Origin of the sequence: Peribacillus sp. NPDC101480, from assembly GCF_050277335.1 — a bacterium.
Lineage (GTDB): Bacteria > Bacillota > Bacilli > Bacillales > DSM-1321 > Peribacillus.
Window position 1 is genome coordinate 430,287 of the sequence record NZ_JBNNSB010000002.1, and the last position, 22,434, is coordinate 452,720.

At 37.8% G+C, this 22,434-nt stretch carries 23 protein-coding genes and 2 pseudogenes; 5 read left to right on the forward strand and 20 right to left on the reverse strand.

The window, feature by feature from the left end; all coding sequences use genetic code 11:
- Positions 1-26: 26 nt before the first annotated feature.
- Positions 27-173, forward strand: a complete 147-nt coding sequence (locus ACQKMF_RS09615) for a hypothetical protein (RefSeq protein WP_202190542.1) — start codon at positions 27-29, stop codon at positions 171-173.
- Positions 174-771: 598 nt separating this feature from the next.
- On the opposite strand, the gene tcuA is transcribed toward ACQKMF_RS09615, so the two are convergent.
- Positions 772-2,319 carry an FAD-dependent tricarballylate dehydrogenase TcuA gene (gene tcuA, locus ACQKMF_RS09620; protein ID WP_427572785.1) on the reverse strand — a complete coding sequence of 516 codons (1,548 nt, stop codon included), beginning with the start codon at positions 2,317-2,319 and terminating at the stop codon, positions 772-774.
- Positions 2,320-2,551: 232 nt separating this feature from the next.
- Here tcuA and ACQKMF_RS09625 point away from each other — a divergent pair, with 232 nt between their 5' ends.
- The 3 genes from ACQKMF_RS09625 to ACQKMF_RS09635 all read left to right on the forward strand — a co-directional run bounded on the left by ACQKMF_RS09625 (position 2,552) and on the right by ACQKMF_RS09635 (position 6,299).
- Complete coding sequence (locus ACQKMF_RS09625; RefSeq protein ID WP_427572787.1) at positions 2,552-3,412, forward strand: LysR family transcriptional regulator; 861 nt, start codon at positions 2,552-2,554, stop codon at positions 3,410-3,412.
- Between the two features lie 46 nt (positions 3,413-3,458).
- Entirely contained in the window at positions 3,459-4,586 is a 1,128-nt protein-coding gene (locus ACQKMF_RS09630; protein ID WP_427572789.1) for an AbrB family transcriptional regulator, read from the forward strand.
- Positions 4,587-4,976: 390 nt separating this feature from the next.
- Positions 4,977-6,299 carry a CitMHS family transporter gene (locus ACQKMF_RS09635; RefSeq protein ID WP_402942232.1) on the forward strand — a complete coding sequence of 441 codons (1,323 nt, stop codon included), beginning with the start codon at positions 4,977-4,979 and terminating at the stop codon, positions 6,297-6,299.
- A 507-nt stretch (positions 6,300-6,806) separates the two neighbouring features.
- On the opposite strand, the gene ACQKMF_RS09640 is transcribed toward ACQKMF_RS09635, so the two are convergent.
- On the reverse strand, positions 6,807-7,127 hold the full coding sequence (locus ACQKMF_RS09640; protein ID WP_101221755.1) for a hypothetical protein: 321 nt from the start codon (positions 7,125-7,127) through the stop codon (positions 6,807-6,809).
- Positions 7,128-7,490: 363 nt separating this feature from the next.
- Here ACQKMF_RS09640 and ACQKMF_RS09645 point away from each other — a divergent pair, with 363 nt between their 5' ends.
- On the forward strand, positions 7,491-7,973 hold the full coding sequence (locus ACQKMF_RS09645; RefSeq protein WP_402942230.1) for a DUF456 domain-containing protein: 483 nt from the start codon (positions 7,491-7,493) through the stop codon (positions 7,971-7,973).
- Positions 7,974-8,191: 218 nt separating this feature from the next.
- Here ACQKMF_RS09645 and ACQKMF_RS09650 read toward each other — a convergent pair whose 3' ends face one another.
- From ACQKMF_RS09650 to ACQKMF_RS09735, 18 genes and pseudogenes are all read right to left on the reverse strand, one after another.
- Positions 8,192-8,971, reverse strand: a complete 780-nt coding sequence (locus ACQKMF_RS09650) for a sulfite exporter TauE/SafE family protein (protein WP_260357318.1) — start codon at positions 8,969-8,971, stop codon at positions 8,192-8,194.
- 50 nt (positions 8,972-9,021) lie between these two features.
- Positions 9,022-9,249 (reverse strand): sulfurtransferase TusA family protein, encoded by a 228-nt coding sequence (locus tag ACQKMF_RS09655; protein WP_427572792.1) that lies wholly within the window; start codon positions 9,247-9,249, stop codon positions 9,022-9,024.
- A gap of 37 nt (positions 9,250-9,286) precedes the next feature.
- Positions 9,287-10,414: an MBL fold metallo-hydrolase gene (locus ACQKMF_RS09660; RefSeq protein WP_427572794.1), complete on the reverse strand. Its 1,128-nt coding sequence runs from the start codon at positions 10,412-10,414 to the stop codon at positions 9,287-9,289.
- Between the two features lie 47 nt (positions 10,415-10,461).
- Positions 10,462-10,744 (reverse strand): annotated as a pseudogene (locus ACQKMF_RS09665) (DsrE/DsrF/DrsH-like family protein).
- Positions 10,737-11,309, reverse strand: a complete 573-nt coding sequence (locus ACQKMF_RS09670) for a sulfurtransferase TusA family protein (protein ID WP_427572796.1) — start codon at positions 11,307-11,309, stop codon at positions 10,737-10,739. The pseudogene ACQKMF_RS09665 and the gene ACQKMF_RS09670 overlap by 8 nt, the downstream one beginning before the upstream one ends.
- A 53-nt stretch (positions 11,310-11,362) precedes the next feature.
- On the reverse strand, positions 11,363-11,659 hold the full coding sequence (locus ACQKMF_RS09675) for a rhodanese-like domain-containing protein (protein WP_402942222.1): 297 nt from the start codon (positions 11,657-11,659) through the stop codon (positions 11,363-11,365).
- An 18-nt stretch (positions 11,660-11,677) separates the two neighbouring features.
- Positions 11,678-12,046, reverse strand: a complete 369-nt coding sequence (locus tag ACQKMF_RS09680) for a rhodanese-like domain-containing protein (RefSeq protein ID WP_101221748.1) — start codon at positions 12,044-12,046, stop codon at positions 11,678-11,680.
- 13 nt (positions 12,047-12,059) lie between these two features.
- Positions 12,060-12,535 (reverse strand): annotated as a pseudogene (locus ACQKMF_RS09685) (DsrE/DsrF/DrsH-like family protein).
- Between the two features lie 111 nt (positions 12,536-12,646).
- Positions 12,647-12,952 (reverse strand): monooxygenase, encoded by a 306-nt coding sequence (locus ACQKMF_RS09690; protein ID WP_427572799.1) that lies wholly within the window; start codon positions 12,950-12,952, stop codon positions 12,647-12,649.
- A 39-nt stretch (positions 12,953-12,991) separates the two neighbouring features.
- Positions 12,992-13,252, reverse strand: a complete 261-nt coding sequence (locus ACQKMF_RS09695) for a metal-sensitive transcriptional regulator (RefSeq protein ID WP_101221745.1) — start codon at positions 13,250-13,252, stop codon at positions 12,992-12,994.
- 696 nt (positions 13,253-13,948) lie between these two features.
- Positions 13,949-15,271 carry an MmgE/PrpD family protein gene (locus tag ACQKMF_RS09700; protein ID WP_427572801.1) on the reverse strand — a complete coding sequence of 441 codons (1,323 nt, stop codon included), beginning with the start codon at positions 15,269-15,271 and terminating at the stop codon, positions 13,949-13,951.
- A 1-nt stretch (position 15,272) separates the two neighbouring features.
- Complete coding sequence (locus tag ACQKMF_RS09705) at positions 15,273-16,193, reverse strand: glycine betaine ABC transporter substrate-binding protein (protein WP_402942212.1); 921 nt, start codon at positions 16,191-16,193, stop codon at positions 15,273-15,275.
- Between the two features lie 22 nt (positions 16,194-16,215).
- Positions 16,216-16,956 (reverse strand): ABC transporter permease, encoded by a 741-nt coding sequence (locus tag ACQKMF_RS09710; RefSeq protein WP_402942210.1) that lies wholly within the window; start codon positions 16,954-16,956, stop codon positions 16,216-16,218.
- 13 nt (positions 16,957-16,969) lie between these two features.
- Positions 16,970-17,974, reverse strand: coding sequence for an ABC transporter ATP-binding protein (locus ACQKMF_RS09715; RefSeq protein WP_402942208.1), 1,005 nt, complete (start codon positions 17,972-17,974; stop codon positions 16,970-16,972).
- Between the two features lie 15 nt (positions 17,975-17,989).
- Positions 17,990-18,643, reverse strand: a complete 654-nt coding sequence (locus ACQKMF_RS09720) for an ABC transporter permease (protein WP_427572804.1) — start codon at positions 18,641-18,643, stop codon at positions 17,990-17,992.
- A 134-nt stretch (positions 18,644-18,777) separates the two neighbouring features.
- The gene (locus ACQKMF_RS09725) at positions 18,778-20,136 is read right to left on the reverse strand and encodes a (Fe-S)-binding protein (protein WP_402942206.1); all 1,359 of its coding nucleotides are present in this window, start codon (positions 20,134-20,136) and stop codon (positions 18,778-18,780) included.
- Positions 20,133-21,536 carry an FAD-binding oxidoreductase gene (locus ACQKMF_RS09730; RefSeq protein WP_402942204.1) on the reverse strand — a complete coding sequence of 468 codons (1,404 nt, stop codon included), beginning with the start codon at positions 21,534-21,536 and terminating at the stop codon, positions 20,133-20,135. The genes ACQKMF_RS09725 and ACQKMF_RS09730 overlap by 4 nt, the downstream gene beginning before the upstream one ends.
- Positions 21,537-21,548: 12 nt before the next feature.
- Entirely contained in the window at positions 21,549-22,427 is an 879-nt protein-coding gene (locus tag ACQKMF_RS09735) for a DUF6282 family protein (RefSeq protein ID WP_402942202.1), read from the reverse strand.
- Positions 22,428-22,434 lie beyond the last annotated feature (7 nt).

A 22,434-nucleotide genomic window follows, 5' to 3' on the forward strand; every position in this document is an offset into this window, starting at 1 on the left:
TTTTCTATCACTTGGAGGCTTGGCAAATGTGGGTCATCACTATCTTTTTAAAGGAAAATATTAAAATATTTGAATTTGACACTGAAAAAGAAGCGAAAGAAATATTCAAAAATATGAAAGGCACTAAAATTCTTTCCGAAATAGTTTACTTTAATGATCCTTGTTTTGTATAAGTGAGACTTCAAAAGAGCCCAAACTCTAATGTATTTTACCTAAACCCTGTCTTCAAATTTAATGATAAACTAGGATTGAGAATATAAGTGAATTTCCCCAGATAAGCTAAACCACCTATACAAATTAGGGTACAGATACAGATTTTTATGGTTACTATATTATTTAAAAAAAGCTAATTACTATCTATTGTTTAGAGAAAAATACCAATACACAAATCCCTCCCCTTTTCATGCTGAATTTTAGCATCGGAGTGATAAACAGCAATATAACTGGTAAATCTTGATAAGTTAGAACTGACTTCATAAGCGTTAATGCCTGATCCTTTCAAGCTGGTGCTGAACTCGAAAAGCTAGTACTGAAGAGCCTTATTGTCTGGCCATCAGGACGCTTAAAGCTATACAATCACTCCATCTGAAAAAAATCCAATAGATAAACTGTTACTAAGTTTGACCTTTTATATTCCTATATGATATGAGTTTTAAAATACCAAACAGCCAAGGACTTTTTAAGCCTTGGCTATTTTTCATTCTTCTACTTCACGTATCTCTATTATTTTTTAGACACATTCTTATCTAATAAACCATTCAAGGAAAAGACTCAGTGATTATTGATCGTTTCAACCTTTTCTTGAGTATAGCGTGCTGCTGATGAACCAGCTAATTTTCCAAAGACTGCTCCAGACATTAACCCGGATCCACCAGGATAGTTTTCATAAAAAATCCCCCCAATCATTTCACCAGCCGCAAAGAGACCTTTTATCGGTTGTTCTTCTTTGTCTAACACATGACCCGTTGTATCTACATACAGACCACCGAACGAGAAGGTGATACCGCACGTTACAGGGAAAGCATAGAATGGACCTTGCTCAATTCGAAGTGCCCAGTTGGATTTAGGAGGGGTAATTCCTTTCGTTCCTTTGCCATCTTTCTCTGCCGGTCTATACTCGCCATCTTGTACCGCACTGTTATACTCTTCGATCGTTTTTAGAAATTGTGTTTGATTGACCGGCAGTAAACTAACCAACTCTCCAAGCGTATTTGCTTTATAAATAGTCGCTTCTTCAAGGTCATATTCTTTACGCAGCATCGGGCGTACCTGTGCATCATAAATTTGATATGCCACATGTCCAGGCTGTTTTAATACCTCACGGCCGTATTTGGCATAGGTGTAATTTCGTAAATCTGCTCCTTCATCAACAAACCGTTTCCCTTCATTATTAAGCATGACGCTGTACGGATAAGAGTGCTTTTTAAAAATATCCCCCGGCTTCGTGAAATCCCCTACTTTTGGCGCATTATAATCTGTCCCAATAGAATGACATCCAGACCACTGCCCAAATTTTTGAGCCCCCACTGCCATAGCCATGGAAATGCCGTCTCCTGTGTTGAACTCGGTTCCACGAACAATAGCCGCTTCCCATTCTTCACCAATATTTTCACTTCTCATTTTCTTATTGGCTTCAAAGCCGCCACAAGCCAAAATCACACCGGATGTCTGAACAGTTACCATTGTATGACCCTTCTCAACAACGACACCGGTTATTGTGTTTTGCTCTGATACAAGCTCCACAGCACGTGAATCGTACCAAACGTCGATGCCAATTTCTTCTGTCCGTGCAAAGAGCTGTCTCATTAAGCCAACGCCTTTATCCTCCGTTTTGATAGGCAGTCCTCCCCAGAAATTGCGCTTGCCAGCTTGTACGAAAGATTGATTTTCATAATTCAATTCAAATTTTATTCCCTGATCACGCATCCACGCAATTGTTTCATATGATCTAGAAACCAGCTGCTTTGCTAACTCAGGATTACTTTGTCCACCTGTTACTCGCATTAGATCATTGTAATAATCGGATTCCGTGTATTCAGGCATTACAATTAACTCGGATTCTTCATCTGTTAATTCAGGTATTATATTTCTGATTGCGTCTAAATTATTGTATGCAACACGAATGGCTCCATCCGTGAAGAAAGAGTTCCCTCCACGCTTTTCCACTGGTCCCCGTTCTAATACAAGAACTCTAGCACCTCCCTCTTTTGCTGAGATCGCGGCACATAAAGCTGCGTTTCCTGCCCCTACTACAACTACATCATACTTTTGTGTATTTGACATTTTTACCCCTCCTGTTAAGTTGTGATAACTCTTCATGTAAATAATAAGTGAAAATAATGAATAAAAATAATATTGTTTTTTTATTCATTGCCATAGAAAAAATTTATGAAAGAATGCTGGAAACGCAAAACTATAGTGAGTCTATTGATTTACATAAAAAGATAGATTTCTTTTTTCATTAGTTGTATTATACTTTTAGAAATCAAATGAATTTTCATTTTTTATAATTACCCATAAATATTTTTTATGGTTAAAGGAGAAAAATTTTATGGATGAAAAAGACTGGCTTATATTAATTACTCTTTACGAAGAAAGAAATATAACAAAGGCAGCACAACGACTATTTATTTCCCAGCCAGCTTTATCCTATCGTATAAAACAGCTGGAAAAAGAGTTCAAAACAAATTTAATCTCTAGAGGCAAAAGAGGTGTCGAGTTTACAGTTGAAGGGGAGTACCTCGTTCAATACTCGAAAAATATGCGTAAGCAATTAGGAGCTGCAAAAGAGCATATTTCTAATTTGGATAAAAAAGTAAAAGGAACTTTGCGATTGGGTGTATCTGGCTTGTTTGCCCGATATAAACTACCATTATTATTAAAAGAATTTCTAACTCTATATCCAGAGGTTGAAATCAGTTTGAAAACTGGATGGAGTTCTCAAATTCATCAAATGCTTCAAAAAGAAGAAGCACATCTCGGGATAGTTAGAGGTCCTTACAAATGGCAGGAAAATAAAGTGTTATTTCAAGAAGAAAAGATTTGTATTGCCTCCAGTAAAAAAATTAAATTAAAAGAACTTCCTTTTCTTCCTAGAGTTAATTATCAGACAGACCAATCGTTAAGAAATACTATTGAAAACTGGTGGCAGGAAACATTTGCGTTACCACCTAAGATTTCAATGGAGGTAGATCGGATTGAAACATGTAAGGAACTGGTTCTTAATGGTTTAGGATATGCCATTTTACCAGAAATCTGTATTAAAAATGATGAACCACTGTATACTTTCCCCATTGTATTAAGCGATAATAGCTATTTGCTTAGAGAAACTTGGGTATTTTATCGGGATGTGACTATGGATTTGGCACAAGTAAAAGCATTTATTGATTTTCTTAATGATTCTAAACAATGAAACAAGACGAAACGAAGTAAAACTAATACAAAGGAAGAGAATTAATATGAAAAAGTGGGATTTAAATAATGCAAGCAAGACAATCCAATTTTCGGCTGCACTTCTAACTGCTTTTATTGGAGGCGGCCTTTTCTCTCTTATCAGGTTTCCAATCCCATGGCTACTTGGTCCAATGGCAGCCCTATTAATTGCATCACGTTTCAAAAACGTTAAATTAATTTGGCCCGTTTCGATGAGAAATACTGGATTAATTATTGTAGGTTATTCAATAGGCATCTCCTTTACCAAGAGCTCACTGTCTGATATGATTAGTCACCTTCCCTCAATGTTGATCCTTACAACCTTAATTGTCCTTGTGTGTGCATGTTCTGCTTTTGTTATGTCAAAATATTCCAGCGTTGACTATCCTACATCTTTAACGAGTAGTATTCCTGGAGGTTTGTCACAAATCGTTGTGTTTGCAGAAGATATGAAAGGTATTGATATTACTACAGTAACCTTTTTCCATGTTACAAGAGTGATAATGGTTGTTTTCTTAGTCCCCCTTTTAATTATCAGTCCCATTTTTGCAGCGAATAGTACCAATGATTCCTCTAAAATAACGGATAACGTTATTCCAGAGTGGAGTGGTTTATTTCCTCTTATCTTTCTGTTCGCCCTTATTTGTTTTCTGGCAGCAAGAATAGGTAAAATATTCAAATTACCAGCTCCTTACTTTTTAGGACCAGTAATCGTTGCTGCTGCAATAGGTCTTTTAGGTTTGCAGGGACCACCACTTCCTCCTACACTTCTTGATATATCTCAATTTATGGTTGGCGGTTATATCGGTTTACTATTAAAACCGGAACAACTTAACAACAAAAGAAAAACCTTATTATTGGCTTTGATGAACGGACTAATTTTGATTAGCGCAACAATGTTTTTTAGTTTTCTACTGACCCAGTATTATGATTTATCGACTATTACGGGTTTTTTAAGTTTAGCCCCTGGTGGAATGGATCAAATGGGAATCATTGCACAAGAAGTAAATGCTGATGTATCTACTGTTACCAGCTATCAACTATTTCGGATGGCTTTTATTTATGCCGCAGTGCCTCCATTACTGAAATTGGTATTAAAAATAAGTTTAAGAAGAAAAGACAAGAACAGTAATGTAAAACTAAATGTTAAATAAAAAAGGAGGAAGCTTTGCTCAAGGACAATGAAAAGTCTGATTTATAAAGAAAAGAAGGTTATCTTACACAAAATTGATGACCTTCTTTTTTGTTACTAAAAGTTGCATTAAATATTAAAAAAATTTCGTTATTGAATCACTTTTCCTATGGCTTTATTTGCTCCCCTCCCCATTCTTTTTTAAAGAATAAATTATTTTGATACCAATACAAAAAAAATATGTATTTAACTTATTGTCCTCTCTGTATTACCTTTAATAAAGAAAAGCGCATAAGCATAGTGTAAAACTTATTAATCTACCAGTTAATTTTTCTGAAGAGTCACAAAATTATTTCTTAGTCATCCAGAGATCATTTGAAAGCGCATTCAAAATATGGGAGGGGATTTAATAATGTTTCTTACAATTTTAGGCATCTCCATGGTTACCGTTTTTACCTATTTAATTATGTCCAAACGTTTATCGCCCATTGTTGCTTTAACTTTAGTTCCGATCGTTTTTGCAGTAGTTGGTGGTTTTGGAAGTAAAATTGGCACTATGATGATGGAAGGCATTAAGCTAGTCGCTCCTTCTGCAGCTCTATTATTATTCGCCATATTGTTTTTTGGTATTATGATAGACACGGGATTATTTGACCCACTTATCAAAAAGTTATTAGAAGTTGTCAAGGGAGATCCTGTCAAAATTTCGATAGGTACCACAATTCTTGCATTACTCGTGGCCCTAGATGGAGACGGTACAACAACGTATATCATTACTGTTTCAGCTATGTATCCACTTTATAAACGAATCGGTATGAATCCATTGGTTTTAGCCACAGTAGCCATGCTAGCTTTAAGTGTTATGAGTGGCATGACCCCCTGGGGTGGACCTGCTACCAGAGCAATAGCAGTATTGGGACTTGATGCATCCGAATTTTTTGTTCCACTTATTCCTACCATGATCGGTGGTGCTATTTGGGTTATTTTCGTCGCATTTATTTTAGGGAAAAAAGAACGTAAACGACTGGGTGTAATACACATAGAAGAGTTAAAAAATGAAATAGCTGCTACTGTAGAAAATGAAGTCACTGATGCATTTCCTCATATTGACATTAAACGCCCTCGTTTTTTGTGGATTAACTTATTAATTGTGGTAGGCATTATGGTCATTCTCATTATGGGATTGGTACCTTCCCCTATTTTATTTTTGGTCGGTTTCGCTATTGCTTTAATGATTAACTACCCTAATCTGGAAATGCAAAAAAGACGTATATTGGCACATTCTGGAAATGCCCTAATTGTTGTTCTACTAGTTTTTGCAGCTGGAGTATTTGCAGGAATCTTTTCCGGTACAAAAATGGTTGATGCTATTGCCAATGGACTGGTTGCGATAATACCTGCTTCATTAGGAGAGTTTTTCCCTGTCATTGTTGGCATTACAAGTATGCCATTCACTTTCGTTTTATCGAATGATGCCTATTATTTTGGAGTTCTCCCTATTCTTGCAGAGGCAGCTTCAGCTTATGGTATTAGTCCGTTAGAAATTGCTCGCGCTTCTATATTGGGACAACCCGCTCATTTAATGAGTCCACTTGTTGCATCAACCATTCTATTAGTTGGCATGGTTGATAAAGACCTTGGGGAATATCAGAAATTTGCATACAAATGGGCCATCTTGACATCGTTAATCTTAACAGTATTAGCTATAATTAGCGGCGCTATTTCTTTTTTGTAAATTATAAAAGTCCTTGTTTACTTGTTTGCTAGTAAATATCCGCAGGATCCTTTCCAAAAACAACTACTAAGGACTTTTGATCAATTTCATAATGATGAGGACCTAACAACTCTTGAAAGAAAGACTAAGCGGCGTATAATTAACAGATTATCACATATTCTTCACTTAGTACTCTAATATCCCATTTGAAAGACAATGAAGAAGTAGTTGAAATTAAGCTGGTCTTAAAAATGTTGCGTCTGATAAAGTTTTGGTTATTACAAAAAATATATTCTTATTTTGTTATGAAACTGCCCTGATAGTTGCATAAAGTAAAAAGCTGCTCTAAAAACAGCTTCAATCTTATTAATTGCTCTCAAATCATAACCAATTGTATTTGAACTATACCGTAATAACTGTTTCAAAAGCTAAAAGCAGTTGTATTTCTTAGATGAAATCAACTGCTTTCGTTGTGTTTTTTTGTTCCCTATATGGAAACCTCTAAAGGTTAAGGCTTTTATGGAATCATTACTTAATAAATCCGTTGAGAAATTGATATAACTCTTCTAATTCACTTTCTTTTGCAACAATACAGTTAGGGTATTGTTTTATCTCTGCTACGCTGGATAATTTAAAATCATTGGGAGTCGGGAGTCCAGAAGCACAAATCATTAAAAAGTCAGCAAAGTGAATTAACCCAGTCACTGCTGACGTTTTTATGGTCATTTGCCCCATTGCTCGCCCTGCAAACAAACCCTTCATTGCACTTTTTCCACCTGTTCTTTCTATTACTATTCTACTTTCGTCTATTATTACTTTTGTTCCTGATTTTAAATCAAAAGTTTTCATCTTCTTAACCTCCTACTTTTCCTTTAATATTACAACATCTTTATATGGACATGGCTTATATATGTCATTTGCTTGAAAATGATCTTCAACTAACCTGCCCAGTTTTTTGAATAAGGAAAAGGTAGCAGCAACACCCCTAGTTAAAGTGTTATTATAAAGATTCATCAACAAGTTCTTTTTGGCAATTTGGGAAATATTTTTATTTCATCATACACTTACTCTAATTTTACACATTATACATCTAGTGTTAATTAAAGTGTGAGGGAATCGAATATACAAAAAAAGAATAAATGGTTTTTGTCCCTAAATAGAAATATAATTTAATAGATATATGATAAGTAAGTATGAAAAGGTGGAGTTTTATTGGATATTTTATGGTGGGGTCTAACGATCGTCTTATTTGCTTTAAGTTTTGTAGGAATTGTCTATCCTATTATTCCTTCGGTTGTTGCTATTTGGGGAGGATTTGCAGTTTATCAATTCCTCATTAATTCTGATGAGTTATCGTTATTGTTCTGGATCAGTATGGTTGTGTTGAGCGGTGTATTAATCGCGGCCGACATTATCGCAAATAGTTATTTTGTTAAAAAGTATGGGGGATCAAAAACATCCGAGACAATAGCAGCTATTGCCACGATTGTTGGTTCATTTGTCTTTCCTCCTTTTGGAATAATTCTCGTACCATTTTTAGCAGTCCTCGTTTCGGAATTAATCATTCAAAAAGATATAATGAAGGCTACTAAAGTTGGGTTTGCAACTATCATCGGTTTTTTAGGCGGCAGCTTAGCCAAAGTATTAATTCAATTATTGATGATTGTTTGGTTTATTTTAGCGGTAATTTTTTAATTATTTGTCAACGGCCACAATAAGAAAAAGCTGACTTTCAACAGTCAGCTTTTTCTATTAACAGAAGTCCCATTTACTTATCTGGTACAGATAATAAGAAAAAAGTGATGGAGGAAAAGGAACTATTATTGTGGCCTATTGAGAACAATTCTTTAACGATGGGACTCTTTTTAGAATTCTAATATAATTTTCACAACTGCTTCCTTCCGTGTCAAAACTCAAGACATTATCCCCACCCAAGTTTTCACAGCCGTCGCTAAAATCAATAAAGCCAGTATAACTTGCAGCACTTTTACATTCATATTTTTACCGGCCATCGCCCCAAGCGGAGATGCTATTAAACTCGCTCCCACCATTATCAATGCCGGATAGAAGTCTACTTGTCCCGTTGAGATTTTCCCTGCTGTTGCACCAATGGATGAAATGAATGTGATAGCTAATGAAGACGCAATCGTGACCCTGGTTGGTATTCTTAAAACGATAAGCATGATCGGAACTAATAGAAAGCCTCCTCCGGCACCGACTATCCCGGCACCTAAACCTACGATTAAGGCAAGAATGGCCGCAAGCCATTTGTTGAAGGTAACTTGATCCAAAGGAATGTCATCTATCCCTTTCTTCGGAATGAACATCATGACAGCCGCTATCAACGCCAAAATGCCATAGACGATATTCACTCCGTTTTCCGACATCGATTGTGATCCAAAACTTCCAACCACGCTTCCGATCAACACACTGATCCCCATATAGAGAATCAGCGTTTTATTTAAATGTCCGCTCTTACGATAGCTCCATATTCCTCCGATGGAAGCGAATAAGACTTGTACAGCACTTATACCTGTCACATCATGTGCACTAAATGCCGCTAAACCGAAGATTGGGGGAATAAACAGCAGCATTGGATAATTTATTATCGAACCGCCGATACCGAGCATCCCTGAAACGTATGAACCTATAAAACCAATCAAAAAGATGGTAATGATAAAGGTGATATCCATTGTAAGTGCCTCCCTTAAAAGAAGGGAACCCTAATGGTTCCCTTCTTTTATCAGCCTTTTCTAATCCAAAATTTCAGTATATCATTTTCTTCTGCCGTTTCCACCAGTTCATGGCCACCGGATTTTGACCAAGCGGCTAAGTCTGCTTTAGCTCCTTTATCGGTTACATGTATTTCCAGCACTTCCCCGGTTTGCAAATCATTCATCGCTTTTCTCGTTTTAACGATCGGCATTGGACAAGCTAGTCCCTTAGCATTTAACACTTTATCTGAATGCATATTTCATTCCTCCTATTTTCTTGGCTTTTTATCGGTATTAACGAACCGCACAGCGATTTGGCCCGATTTCCATTTCACGCTGTTTTTCAAAATCAGGCTCGATTTTCCCCATATTGGTTTCGCGAATTTCTTGATAAGCGTTTGGCTGAGGCGGTAAATTACCTGTTACCAGCTCTCTGAATTCCGTTTCATCTACAATGTTCAATCCATAATTTTCAGCAAACAGCGCACCCAACTTTTTAGCGACACTGCCATCTTCATTCAATTCATCAACGATCATGAAATGTGATGGCAATACGATTAACTCGTCTGATAATTCTCTATAACGTGTATACAGTGTTTCTCTCAAGTCGCCTACCCAATCCTCAGCCAATCCAGCTAGGTCCGGTCTGCCAATCGAATCGATGAATAGTATATCCCCGCTTAACAAGTATTTTTGATCGACCACAAATGAAGTCGAACCAATGGTATGGCCCGGGGAATATATTGCTTGAATATCAATCGAAGTATGACCAATCGTTATCACTTTCCCGCTTTCTAATGGCTGATATTCAAAGGTTACTTCAGCCGCATCTTTTGGCGGCAGCCAGTAAGTTGCAATTGTTACTTCCGCTATTCGTCTTCCACCTGAAATATGATCGGCATGTAAGTGTGTATCCATAGCATGTGTAATTTTCACCCCGATACCATCGGCGAAATCAAGGTAGGCATCAATCATTCGAGTAGAATCGATAATGGCTGCTTCACCATTGGAAACGACCATGTAAGATAGACAGCCTTTACCTAGTCGAACAAATTGGTAAATTCCGCCGCCATTGGTCAATTCACCGATTTTCACAGGTTCCAAGTGTTCACTCCATGCTTTCATGCCGCCCTTTAAATAAGATACGTCCAATCCAGCTTCAGATAACATTTCAGCTACCATAACGGAAGAGCCTTCCTTTGCACATACTACCAGGATTTCTTTATTGGCCGGGATTTGATCGATTATTTCTTCCACGCCATCCAGTAGATCAAAGTAAGGGATATTAAGGAATTCAAAATTCTCCCCTTCAATTTTCCAATCATGGTAGTCACTTTCATTTCGAACATCCAAAATAAATAAGTCGGTTTTATTGATTACTTTCTTTGAAACCTCAGCGGCTGTCATTTGCTTAAACGCCATTTTATATACCCCCCACAGTATCAATGATGTCAAAAATTTTTCCTTCATTAAAAGGTTAATGTAGCATCAGCATTCTTAGCGAACTCCAAAAATGTGACCGCTCCACCTACTTAGATACGGTCAACGAAAGCTTCTTTTTCCATGCCCAATACGGCCTTGGTCTTTTGAGTCTTTTGACAACTATACGTTCATTTCCTGTGCAATGGAAACTAAATCTGAAATGGAAGAAACATTTGCCTTTCTAATACCTTCGAAATTAAAGCAAATCGCCACTTCTTGATCTGTTGCTACTGCCGCTATGATGTTAAACCCTTTATACTTTTTATTCATTCAAGGATTTTTGTGAAGGACCGTTCCATTGGCTCATGCCGGGTACAACATTGAAAACCCGTTCAAAACCGGCCGCCGTCAGTTTTTGTGCAGCAAGATCACTTCGGCTGCCTGTACGGCAAACCACAAAAATCTGTGATTCTTTATCAAGTTCACCCATATGTTGTTCCAATTCACCCATTGGAAGGGATCTAGCTGCTGGTATATGATTAAAAGCATACTCTGCCGATTCTCGTACATCCAGGATGATCGTATTTCGGTTTTCCTGAATTAGTTGAAGAAGTTCTTCATTTGAAATGATTTTTTCATGCTTCTTCACTGCTGTTTCTTCTCCGATTGCTTTCCGAAGATAATGTTTTAGTGTTGTTCCTTCTTCAACCGTACCCAAATATTGGTGACCTGAACTTTCCGCCCAGGCTTTCATGTCGGCGGTTGACCCTTTATCAGTAGCTTGAACTTCGAGTACCTCCCCCGCTTCCAGGACATTCATGGCTTTTTTCGTTTTTACGATTGGCATTGGACAGGCTAAACCTTTAGCATCCAAAACAGAATTTGCTTTTATCATTTTAGTTCCTCCTTGAGTCTTTTATAGGGATGGGGGTATATTCGGATATGAAATTATTCTGTGGGACCTTCCCATTCATTCATACCACCCATCATGTTCAACACCTTATATCCATGATCCTCAAGTAACTGTGCTGCCCTTGAACTTCTGCCCCCTGAACGGCAGACGATGATATATTCTTTTGATTTATCCAGATCCTGCATTCTAAATTCCACCAGACCCAACGGGATATTCAAAGCTTTTGGTATTTTCCCTGCCTTTACTTCATCCACTTCCCGCACATCAATAATATGGACTGGGGAGTATCCCTTCAATAATGCGTTCACTTCATTCGGTAAAATTTCTTTCATTTTTTTAAGATCCTCCTTTTATTCGCGCCAAGAATTCATACCGCCTTTTACGTTTGTAACTTCATTAAACCCGAGTTTCTTCAATGCTTTACTCGCATTACTGCTCCTCATTCCGCTTTGGCAGATAACAATTACTTCTTTATCTTTTGAAAGTTCATGTGCCCTTTTGCCAAATTCGTTTAGAGGTATATTTTTAAAGTCCTTAATGTGATTGCCCCTATATTCATTAGGAGTACGAACATCGATGAATTGCCTATTTCCTTTATTATTCAACACAGCTTTTAACTCAGCCGCATTTATATTTTTTATCCCCTTTGCCGGGACAAATCGCTGATATAAAAACCAAACGATGAAACCTAATATGATGAGATTAAATATAGTTCCCATTTGAACCCCCCATTTATATAAATAAGTTTACATTTCCATCCTCTGCTTCAGCTAAATAAGCTGCAACACCTGCATACTCAATTCCATCCAATAATTCCTCTTGCTGTAAACCCAATAAATCCATTGTCATCGTACAGGCTATAAGATTTCCTGTTCTTGGGCCAACTCAATTAAATTTGGGAGTGACATGGCGTTATGCTTTTTCATTACATGTTTGATCATTTTAGGTCCCATCCCTGCAAAGTTCATGTTTGATAGACCCATTTTATCAGAACCACGAGGCATCATTTTTGCAAATATTTTTTCAAGAAATCCTTTTTTTAATGAAATCGGCTCATCCTTCCTTAAAGCATTCAATCCCCAGAATGTATGGAAGATAGTCACTTCATGATCGTAAGCCGCCGCCCCATTTGCTATGATATAAGCAGCCATTGCCTTATCATAATCACCACTAAATAAAATGATCGTCGTTCTTTTCTTTTCAGTCATTTATGTTTTCCCCCTGATTTATTCTCGGATACCCTACGGGGTATATATTATGCTAAAAAATATAGTTCGTCAACCCACTTCACTAAAAAAATGAATGGAATAGGGTTTTCTTTATTTAATTGGTCCATGATTAATAGAAGACAAAATTTCATTCACTTCGAATATTTTTCCATTAACCTTCTCTATACCAAACCCTTTTAACCGTGCTGTGTGCATTGACAAGTACTTACATGCGGATTCCTTCGTTTCAAACAGATAAATGCCACCAGCTTCCTTTGCCTCACTGTCTTCGGTCCAAATCTTCCAGATCAATCCTTCTTCATCATTAATGCTTTTTGCTAAAACAGTAAATTCTTTTACCATTTCGTGACCAAATGGCCCCTCCATTTTAAAATCCACTTGTAAAATATAAGACATGAAAAACACTCCTTTTTCTACTATTCAGGTCAAATTCTTTTACCTGCTTTTAATTAGTAAATTAACCGCTTCCTTGACTAAATGATCAGTGCCTTCTCCTTTCTCGACGTTTTCCCGAACGCATTGCTCAAGATTGGCACTTACGATAACACCCATGGTCCTATCGATGGCATTACGTACTGCAGACAACTGAGTGACGACATCCCTGCAATCTTTTCCCTGCTCCATCATTCCAAGAACACCCTTGATTTGTCCTTCAATCCGCTTCAAGCGATGAATGCTGCTTTTATCAAACTCCATACTCCGCCTCCCATCTATTTACAACAATAGCTAATCTTCTTTTCCGTTAAGAAGAGAAGTGCAGCCCCAAGTTCACTTCCAGTTTATTAGAAGCAATGACATAAATGTTTTCAAGTAAGATTTCTTCATTAAAACGTTTTAGTCGGCATAATCAATCTTATCGTGCCCCTAGCCAATTAAATCGTATTTTACTCGTGAGTTTGGGCATTTTACTCGTGAATTTTGCATTTTATTCTTGAATTTGAGTGCCTTTTTCATGAACTTGGGCATTTTTCTCGTGAATTTGCACGTTTTACTCGTGAGTTTGGGCGTTTTACTCGTGAGTTTATGTGTTCTTAACTTGTGAGTTTATATTATACCTATAGGGGTATATTGTCAAGCTAGAGTTAGACTAACTTATATTGTTTAGTATCAAGATTTGAGGAGAATTCTTCAAACTCGTTTTAACCGGGGGGATGAAAAACTTGTCTTGATATAGATGTTTCTGAAAGCTTATGAAATTTCCAAACTAATCTCCCTCTAGTAAATTTCTCTTGAACCGATAATGTCTATCCTGCCATTGGATATAAGATGGCATCAACTACTATTATCAACTTGATTTCATAATGACTATTTTTTTGAAGGTTCCTACTGACTCCACCACTTATAGTAAAAAAAAAGTAGTGCAAACCTATCCCTTGGTTTGCACTACTTTTTTTATTTACCCAATTCTTCTATGGTAGGTATAAGATCTCGAATACTTTTCATATGTTCAAGGCTTTGAATGGTTTCTAATAAACTCTTCGCAGATTCTTTTCCTAGAATTGGCGTTGTCAGCCAGAAAAACTTCTCTTTTTTTTCTTCAACGTTTAACGGATAATCAAAGTCTCCTCTTGCTTGTATAATATCGGATTGATAAGTGTTACCATCCTGCATTACTATTTTAACCACACTTAATGCCTTTTCAGGAAATGCTTCGTTAAGTTTTTGATCAACTACTACTGTAATCTTGTCCATCATGCTAAGAATAATTGTATCATTCAGATGTTCTAGGACTTGTTTTGGTCCCACTTCACCGTAAGAAAGAAATGCTGCAACAGGAAAAAGTAAATTATACTGTGCTTCCTCTGTATTTTCTGGATATTCTTTCGATAATGCTGCAGATTCTGTAAATGTATGAATGACTATTTTTTTTATATTTTGGGATATTAGTATATGCCGGCTTTGGATTTCCCTGATTGCTTCAATAGCTGGCTGTGCCCACCGACAGCATGCATGCGGCTTATAATACAGTTCATTTACTCGATAATTTTTTCCTAAATCGTCTATAAGCCCCTCAGCTTCTTCTGTTGTAAATAATGATGGAATCCCTGTATAGCCTGCTTTTGCCAAATGGGCAGCACTGACCCCGGCCATACACCCCCAATTAATCCCGTCTTTTAACATGGAAGGATGTTCGATGCAGCGCATCATAGGAGAATAAGCACCAAAATATTCTGCATTGCCCAGTGCGTGCTCAATTGTTCCTCCCTTAAGTCCTAAAATGTACGAAACACCTGCGGCAGCTCCAACAGCTCCCCATGAACCGGTGCAGTGATAATCTAGCCGGGTCAGGTGTGCAACAATACCTGCACGGATCCCCACTTCATAGCCTATAAGAAGTGCCGTCAAAAATTCTGCTCCACTTATATTATGATCCTCTGCAACGGCGATCACCGCGGGAAAAATAACTGCCCCGGGATGTCCTTTTGTGAGGCGATGTCCATCATCTAAATCGAGGGCATTTGCCAATGTCGCATTAACAAAAGCTGCTCCGGCAGGCGTTAATCTTTCTGGGAACAGGAAAAGCGAACTGTTTCCCATCCCCCACTGCGAAACAGCAAATTCTTTTGCAATCTCTGCCGCTTTCGTATTGCGGCCTGCAATGGTACAAGCGATAATGTCTGCTAAAGCTTCTTTGAGTGATGTTAGTGTGCCACTGTCTAAACTCTGAATCGACTCAGATTCAATATAGGTGATGAGCGAATTATTAGCTTTCATCTCAATCTAGCATTCCCTGTTCATCCAGCCATGTTTTAGCCACTTCATTAATATCTTCATGCTTAATATCAACACGATAATTTAAATTCTTCATTGTATCTGAATCTAACTTATCTGAAAGTGCATTAAGAAGATCTCTTAATTCCGGATTTTTTTTTAATACTTCTTGACGAATGACAGGTGCTCCATTATATGCCGGAAAAAACTGACTATCATCTTCTAACACAACAAGTTTAAAACCTTCAATTCGTCCATCTGTCGCAAAACCTACCGCTACATCAACCTGGCCTTCTTTTAAAGAATTATATAGAAGTCCTGTATCCATTTTGACAACATTTTTAGCTGGTAAAGAGAAATTATATTTTTTCTCCAAACCTTTCATTCCATCTTTTCTCGCATAGAACTCAGAGTTCGATCCAAATTTTAATTTACTAGAATCTTGATTTACAATATCAGCTAGATCCGATATGGATTTGATTCCTAACTCTTTAGCATAATCTTCGCGCATTAAAATAGCATATGTGTTATTAAATTCGGATTTATTTAACCATTCAAGTTTATTCTTTTTGTCGATTTCTTTTACTTTTTCATATGCCTTTTCGGGATCAGTTTCAACAGGTTCCTTTAAATAAACCATAAGTGCTGTACCCGTATACTCCCAGTACACATCGAGCTGACCATTTTCAAGCGCGGAACGTGCCACTGTACTGCCCATACTACTTGCTTCATCGACTTTGTATCCTTTTTCTTTCAAATAAATAGAAGTAATTTGTGTCAAAATGTGCTGTTCAGTAAAATCCTTTCCTCCCACTGTAATTTTCCCTTTATTTTCATTTGAACCGGCATTAGACTCCGAAGAACTGCATGCTGTAAGCATACAGGCAAGAAGTGCGACACAAAATAACATGCTAAATTTTCTCATTTTTACTTCCCCCTTTATTGTCTTAAATAAAATCAGCTTTTCTTTGCAATCCTCTCGGAGTAGTGGCTACTTCAATTTTCCCTAATAAGAAATCAATAGCAATGGCCAAAAAGATAACGGGCATGGCACCTGCGAGCATAATGCCTGGATCGTAAAGTGAGATTCCGGTGAATATAAGGTCACCTAACCCACCTCCTCCAATTAAGAAAGCAAGTGCGGCTGATCCCACATTAATAACGGTTGCGGTCCGAATGCCTGCAAGAATTGCATATGACGCATTCGGGAGTTCAAGCTTGAAAAGAATGAGTTTTTGCGTCATACCCATTCCTGTTCCAGCATCAATGATCGATGGAGGAACCGATTGAATTCCAGCAATCGTATTCCGTAAAATTGGAAGAAGTGAGCTGAACCACAGCGCAAATACCGCGGTTTGCCAGCCTAAACCTAGATAACTCATGACAAGCGCTAAAATGGCTATACTTGGCACCGTTTGTCCGATATTCGCAAAATTAACTACAATAAATTCAAATTTTTTAAACTGAGGTCTCGTAATAAAAATCCCAAGAGGCACGGCCACAAGAATGGCCGCCACGGATGAAAGCGCCACCAATTTCATGTGCTGTCCAGCTAAATGAAGAAGTTCACCAGAGTTATCTTTTATATATTGAAATGCACCTGATTGGAGAGCATAAGCTAGCAGTGCAACAATAATCAACATTAACAAAGCGCGAATCAATATTTCTATCTTGTTTATTTCCTTCATTAAGACACCCACCTTATTGAATTATTGACTTTAACTTCGAAGGGTGAACACCTGTCAAAACTTCAAAGTCACCAATGCTTAATACTCCGCTTGGCTGTCCTTTATGATCCAAAATCACAGCTTCCCCTTTTGGTGATGATAATAATAGAGACAGTGCTGTTCGAAGATCTGCATCAATATTAACCACATATTCGCTAGATTCAATTTTCATATTCATTTTTCGATTTACCTTTTTCGCTTTATTTAATAGATCCCTGACCGTTAATAGTTGTAAACGTTTAATTTCACGATCACTTCCAATAAAGTTGTTCACAAAATCATTTTTTGGATTAGACAAAATCTCATCCGGTGTTCCATACTGCATGATTTGGCCATCGTTAAATATAGCAATTTTATCCCCAAGACACAAAGCCTCATCAATATCGTGACTAATAAATAAGATCGTTTTCTTTACGTCTTTTTGAATTCGTAAAAATTCCTTTTGCAACCGATCGCGAATAATCGGATCTAGTGCCCCAAATGGTTCATCCATCAACATAACTGGCGGGTCTGCCGCCAGCGCCCTTGCCACTCCAATACGCTGTTGCTGTCCGCCTGATAATTCCCAAGGATAACGCTTTCGGTATTCCTCATGGTTTAACCCCATCATCTCCATTAATTCTTTGTATCGTTTTTTCATTTCCCCTTCGTTCCAATCCAGCATCTTTGGTACAACATTAATGTTTTGTTCAATTGTCATATTCGGAAACAAACCATTTTGTTGAATTACATAACCGATTGAACGTCTCAATTCGATTGGATCCAATGAGTAAATATCTTTTCCTCCGACTTCAATAGTCCCCTCTGTGATAGAAACCAAACGATTAACCATTCGTAAAAGAGTTGTTTTCCCACAACCTGAGGGACCAAGAAATACACAAATTTCTCCTTTTTCAATTGTCATATTTACATTATCTACTGCCTTCACCGATTTTCCAGAGCTTTTGTATACCTTCGACACATTTTTAAATGTAATCATAAGTCATCCCCTTTCTTATCCTATATGAGCTTTTTTGGGCGAAACCCGTTTTTGTACCTGACCTAGTAAATAGTCAGCAGCGATCGCTAATATTGAAACGGCAATGGCTCCAGCTTGAACCATCTCTGTGTAACTTGTGGATATTCCTCTTGCGATATATACCCCAAGTCCACCAGCACCGATATAGGCAGCAATTGCCCCAATTCCAATCGTTAATACAACGGCCATTCTAATTCCTGCCATAATTACTGGAAGGGCAATTGGGATTTCAACTTTTAAAAGACGTTGCCATGCCGTCATTCCCATTCCTATTGCAGCGTCGCGCATATTGGGATCTACATTTTTAACAGCGATGAATGTATTACGGATGATTGGAAGCTGCGAGTACAAGACCAATGCGATAAACGCTGGTAAAAACCCAATCCCTTGATTAATGATAGATAAAATCGGAATCATGATACCGAACAGTGCAATACTTGGTATCGTCATAATAATGCCTGCTACTGCCAGTACAAGATTTGATAACTTTTCATGCTGTGTAATATAAACTCCAAATGGAACACCGAGTAATATGGCTACACCAACTGCTAATCCAACTAATTGGATGTGCTCCCATGTCATTGCTAAAAGCTCTACCCAGTTCGACCCGATAAAGTCCAATAAATCCACTTTTTTACCCTCCTTTAATTTAAATGATTCGATTATGACTTAATAGTCTTGCATAGTTCAGGTCACTTTTTTATTTAATTGTAAAAATAAATTGCTTCTTAATATGGTCTAATGCCACTTCTATTAATGTTTTCCTACTTAATTAAACAAGCTTCTGCTAAAATTTCCACAATGTGTTTAGCATCCACATTTCTTGTACCGCTTCTCTCTACACCTAACTTCATTTGGAGCAGGCACCCCGGATTTGTTGTAACTATTGTTTTTGCATTTGTTTTTCCCGCCATATACATCTTTTCGTCTAATATTTTCATCGATTCATCAAAATTCATTAAATTATAAATACCGCCAGATGCACAGCAACGGTCACTTCCCTCCATCTCCATATAACTTGCCCCTGGTATGGATCTAAGAAGCTTCCTAGGTTCTTGAAATACTCCCTGGACATTTCTCAAATGGCAAGAATCTTGATACGTAATAATACCAACCCTTTCTTTTTTAAACGGGAGAGGACCAAATTTCACCAGAATTTCGGTAATATCTTTTGATTTCCCTACGAATGATTCACTGCGCTTTTTCCATTCAGGTTCTTGGCCAAAAAGGTGATTATACTCACTAAGCATCGCTCCGCAGCCTCCAGCGTTATTGACATAATAATCGGCACCGGATGCTTCAAATGCTTCTATATTTGCTTTTGCGAGTTTTACAGCCGCATCTTTCATTCCTTGATGGGAATGAAGTGCACCGCAACATTTTTGATTTTTCGGAATAATCACTTCACAGCCAATTACTTGAAGCAGTTCAATTGTTAGCCTATTAATCTTTGACATGATAGCGTCCATGATGCATCCCGGGAAAAAGGCAATTACTGCTTTTGTCTCGCCTAATGCTGGAAATTTTTGTCCGTATTTATATCGTTTGATTGGTGCTTCGAGCTCCGGCAGGATCTTTTCAAACTGTCCCATGGGCTCTGACACTTTGTTAATCATTTTTGTTTTTTGCACCACTTTATTTATTTTTGTTTTTTGATATAGCCACGTTAGATTGCCTAATGTACGAAGACGATTGCGATGCGGAAATAAACTGGTCAGCGTAAAATCGACCACTTTTGTTTGAATCTTAGGTTTATTTTTTTGCTTTTTATGATGTTCATGCTTTTGATGTTCTGTAATGACTTCTTTAGCTGCCTCATAAATTTGTCCGTATGGTACATTAACCGGGCACGCTACTTCACAGGCTCTGCAACCAAGACAAAGGTCAATTGGCTCAGCTAGATCTTTTTGAAGATCGATTTTTCCCTCTGCAGCCATTTTAACCAGGTTAATTCGTCCGCGAGGTGATTGTGATTCTTTCCCCATAGATTCATAGGTTGGACAAGCAGGAAGACAATATCCGCATTGCACACATTGATTGGTTGCTTCATACGAAAGATCACGCAATTTTTGAGTAAACTTATCTGTAATTGCTAATTCCTTTTCGTGAGGTGCTTTATTCATGTTAATTCCACCTTTAGTTTTCCAGGCTGTGGAAATATTTTTCCTGGGTTTAATATAGAGTTTGGATCCCATGCATCTTTAATTTTTTTCATCATTTGCAGTCCATCTGATCCAAGCTCCAATTCCATATAAGGAGATTTTAATATCCCAATCCCATGTTCCCCTGAAAGCGTACCGCCAAGTTCGATGGCAGCTTCAAAAATTTCACTGACTGCATCTTCGACACGTTTCATTTCTTCGATATTTCTCTTGTCGGTAATAATATTGGGATGGAGGTTACCGTCCCCCGCGTGACCAAAAACAACCAGGTTCAACTGATATTTCTCACGAATTTGATAAAGCTTTTCAATCATCTCGGGGATTTGGCTTCTTGGTACTGTCGCATCTTCAGAAATTTTGGTTGGTCCCATTTGTGTAATAGCTGGAGAAACCATTTTACGAGCTTTCCAAATCTCATCACGCTCAGCATCTGTTTTCGCCACTTTGACACTAGTCGCCCCTTGTAAAAGACAGATTTCTTCACATTTTTTTATTTCTTCATCGATTGCCGCAGGATGGCCGTCCACTTCAATAATGACGATGGCTTCCGCCTCAATGGGCAAACCTGCTGGTGAGTAATTTTCAACCGCACGAATACATGCATTATCCATTAATTCCATCGCACTTGGTAATATTCCATTTGATAATATTTTTGTTATGGCATGCCCTGAATCAGCAATTCTTACAAATGAAGCTAAAAGTGTTTTTCTTGCAAGCGGCTTTGGTATTAGACGCAAAATGGCTTCTGTTACAATTCCCAGTGTGCCTTCCGAACCAACTATGAGTCTTGTTAAATCGTAGCCAGTCACATTTTTAACCGTTCGACCTCCTGTACGAATAATTTCTCCAGTTGGTGTAACAACTTCTAAACCAATTACATATTCCTTCGTAGTACCATATTTCAAGCCCTTTGGACCACTTGAATTTTCCAACAAATTCCCTCCAATTGTTGAAACATGGGAACTGCTTGGGTCCGGTGGATAAAATAAGCCTACCTCTTCTGCCTTTTGTTGTATGTCACTTGTAATTACACTTGGTGAGGAGATTGCCAGTAAATTTTCACGGTCAATCACAAGTTTTTTTTCAAATTGTGACATATCTAGAATCATGCCCCCTTCAACAGCAAGGGAACCCCCGCTTAAGGAGGTAGCCGCTCCTCTAGGATAAACAGGAATTTTAAATTCGTTTGCAAGCTTGACCAAGTCAGCAACTTCTACTTTATTTTTGGGTTGAATAACGATTTCAGCCAAGTATTCGCCGAATGATGCATCAAAGCTATAAGAATAAAGCTCTGCTAAATCTGTCAGTACCCTTTCTTTTGGAACGATGGTATATATAAGCCTTAATAGCTGCTCTTTCATCACTTGTCATCCTCACTTTTCAATATCTAAAAGCTGCTTTGGATTATGAATGATCATCCTTTCAATCTCGGTTTCTGTTATACCTTCTTCGATCATTGCACTGACAAAGCGACTTAATGCTTCTATTGGCGGAATATTGTGTTCTTGGCCATAATCTGTTACAAGCACACATGACGCTGGACCAATTTCCCGTATTGACTTAGCCATTTGTGTTATCGTTAAATCTTGAAAATCCTCACCGCAGGCTAAATAGCATTTCTCAATTATAGCGCCTCTTTTGGCAAACTCTTTTTGCTTTTCTATTGATACTGGGGCAATGCCTAGATCTGCATGCTGAATTAAGATCTTGTCGATATGATGTTCATTGGCTGCGTCAATTAACACAGAGACTTCTTCTTCCGATAGATGACCTGTTGCAAGGGTGATATTTGCTTCACTGATAAGTTCCAGAATTTCAATGACTTCTGGTTTTATCTGTCTATTCTCATCCAAAATAGTTAAACCTTCTTCAATGGGCAGGCTTCGTTCACTATTGAAAAAGCGGGTCTTTTTTTTGGCAAAATTACAACAATGCTGATTTGCTGAAATAGTCGGCATCCAAATTATTTTGGCACCTTGCCTTATTGCTGCATCAACCGCTTTGGGTGATAAGCCACCTGTAAATTCATTTAAAACAAGTCCACCGTAAACATGAAGTTCTGGCTCTTTTAAACGGATTAATGTCGTGCGGTCCACAGTTGATGCCTCATGTGCTTTTAATACGGCACCTGCCATTTTAGCTTTTTTTAAGTCTTCTATAAATTCCCAATCAGTCTGCTTTCTTGGGAAAATACTAGGATACGTATGGCAATGTAACTCTATTGCACCTTCTAATAACGGATGAAAATCCATCTATGCC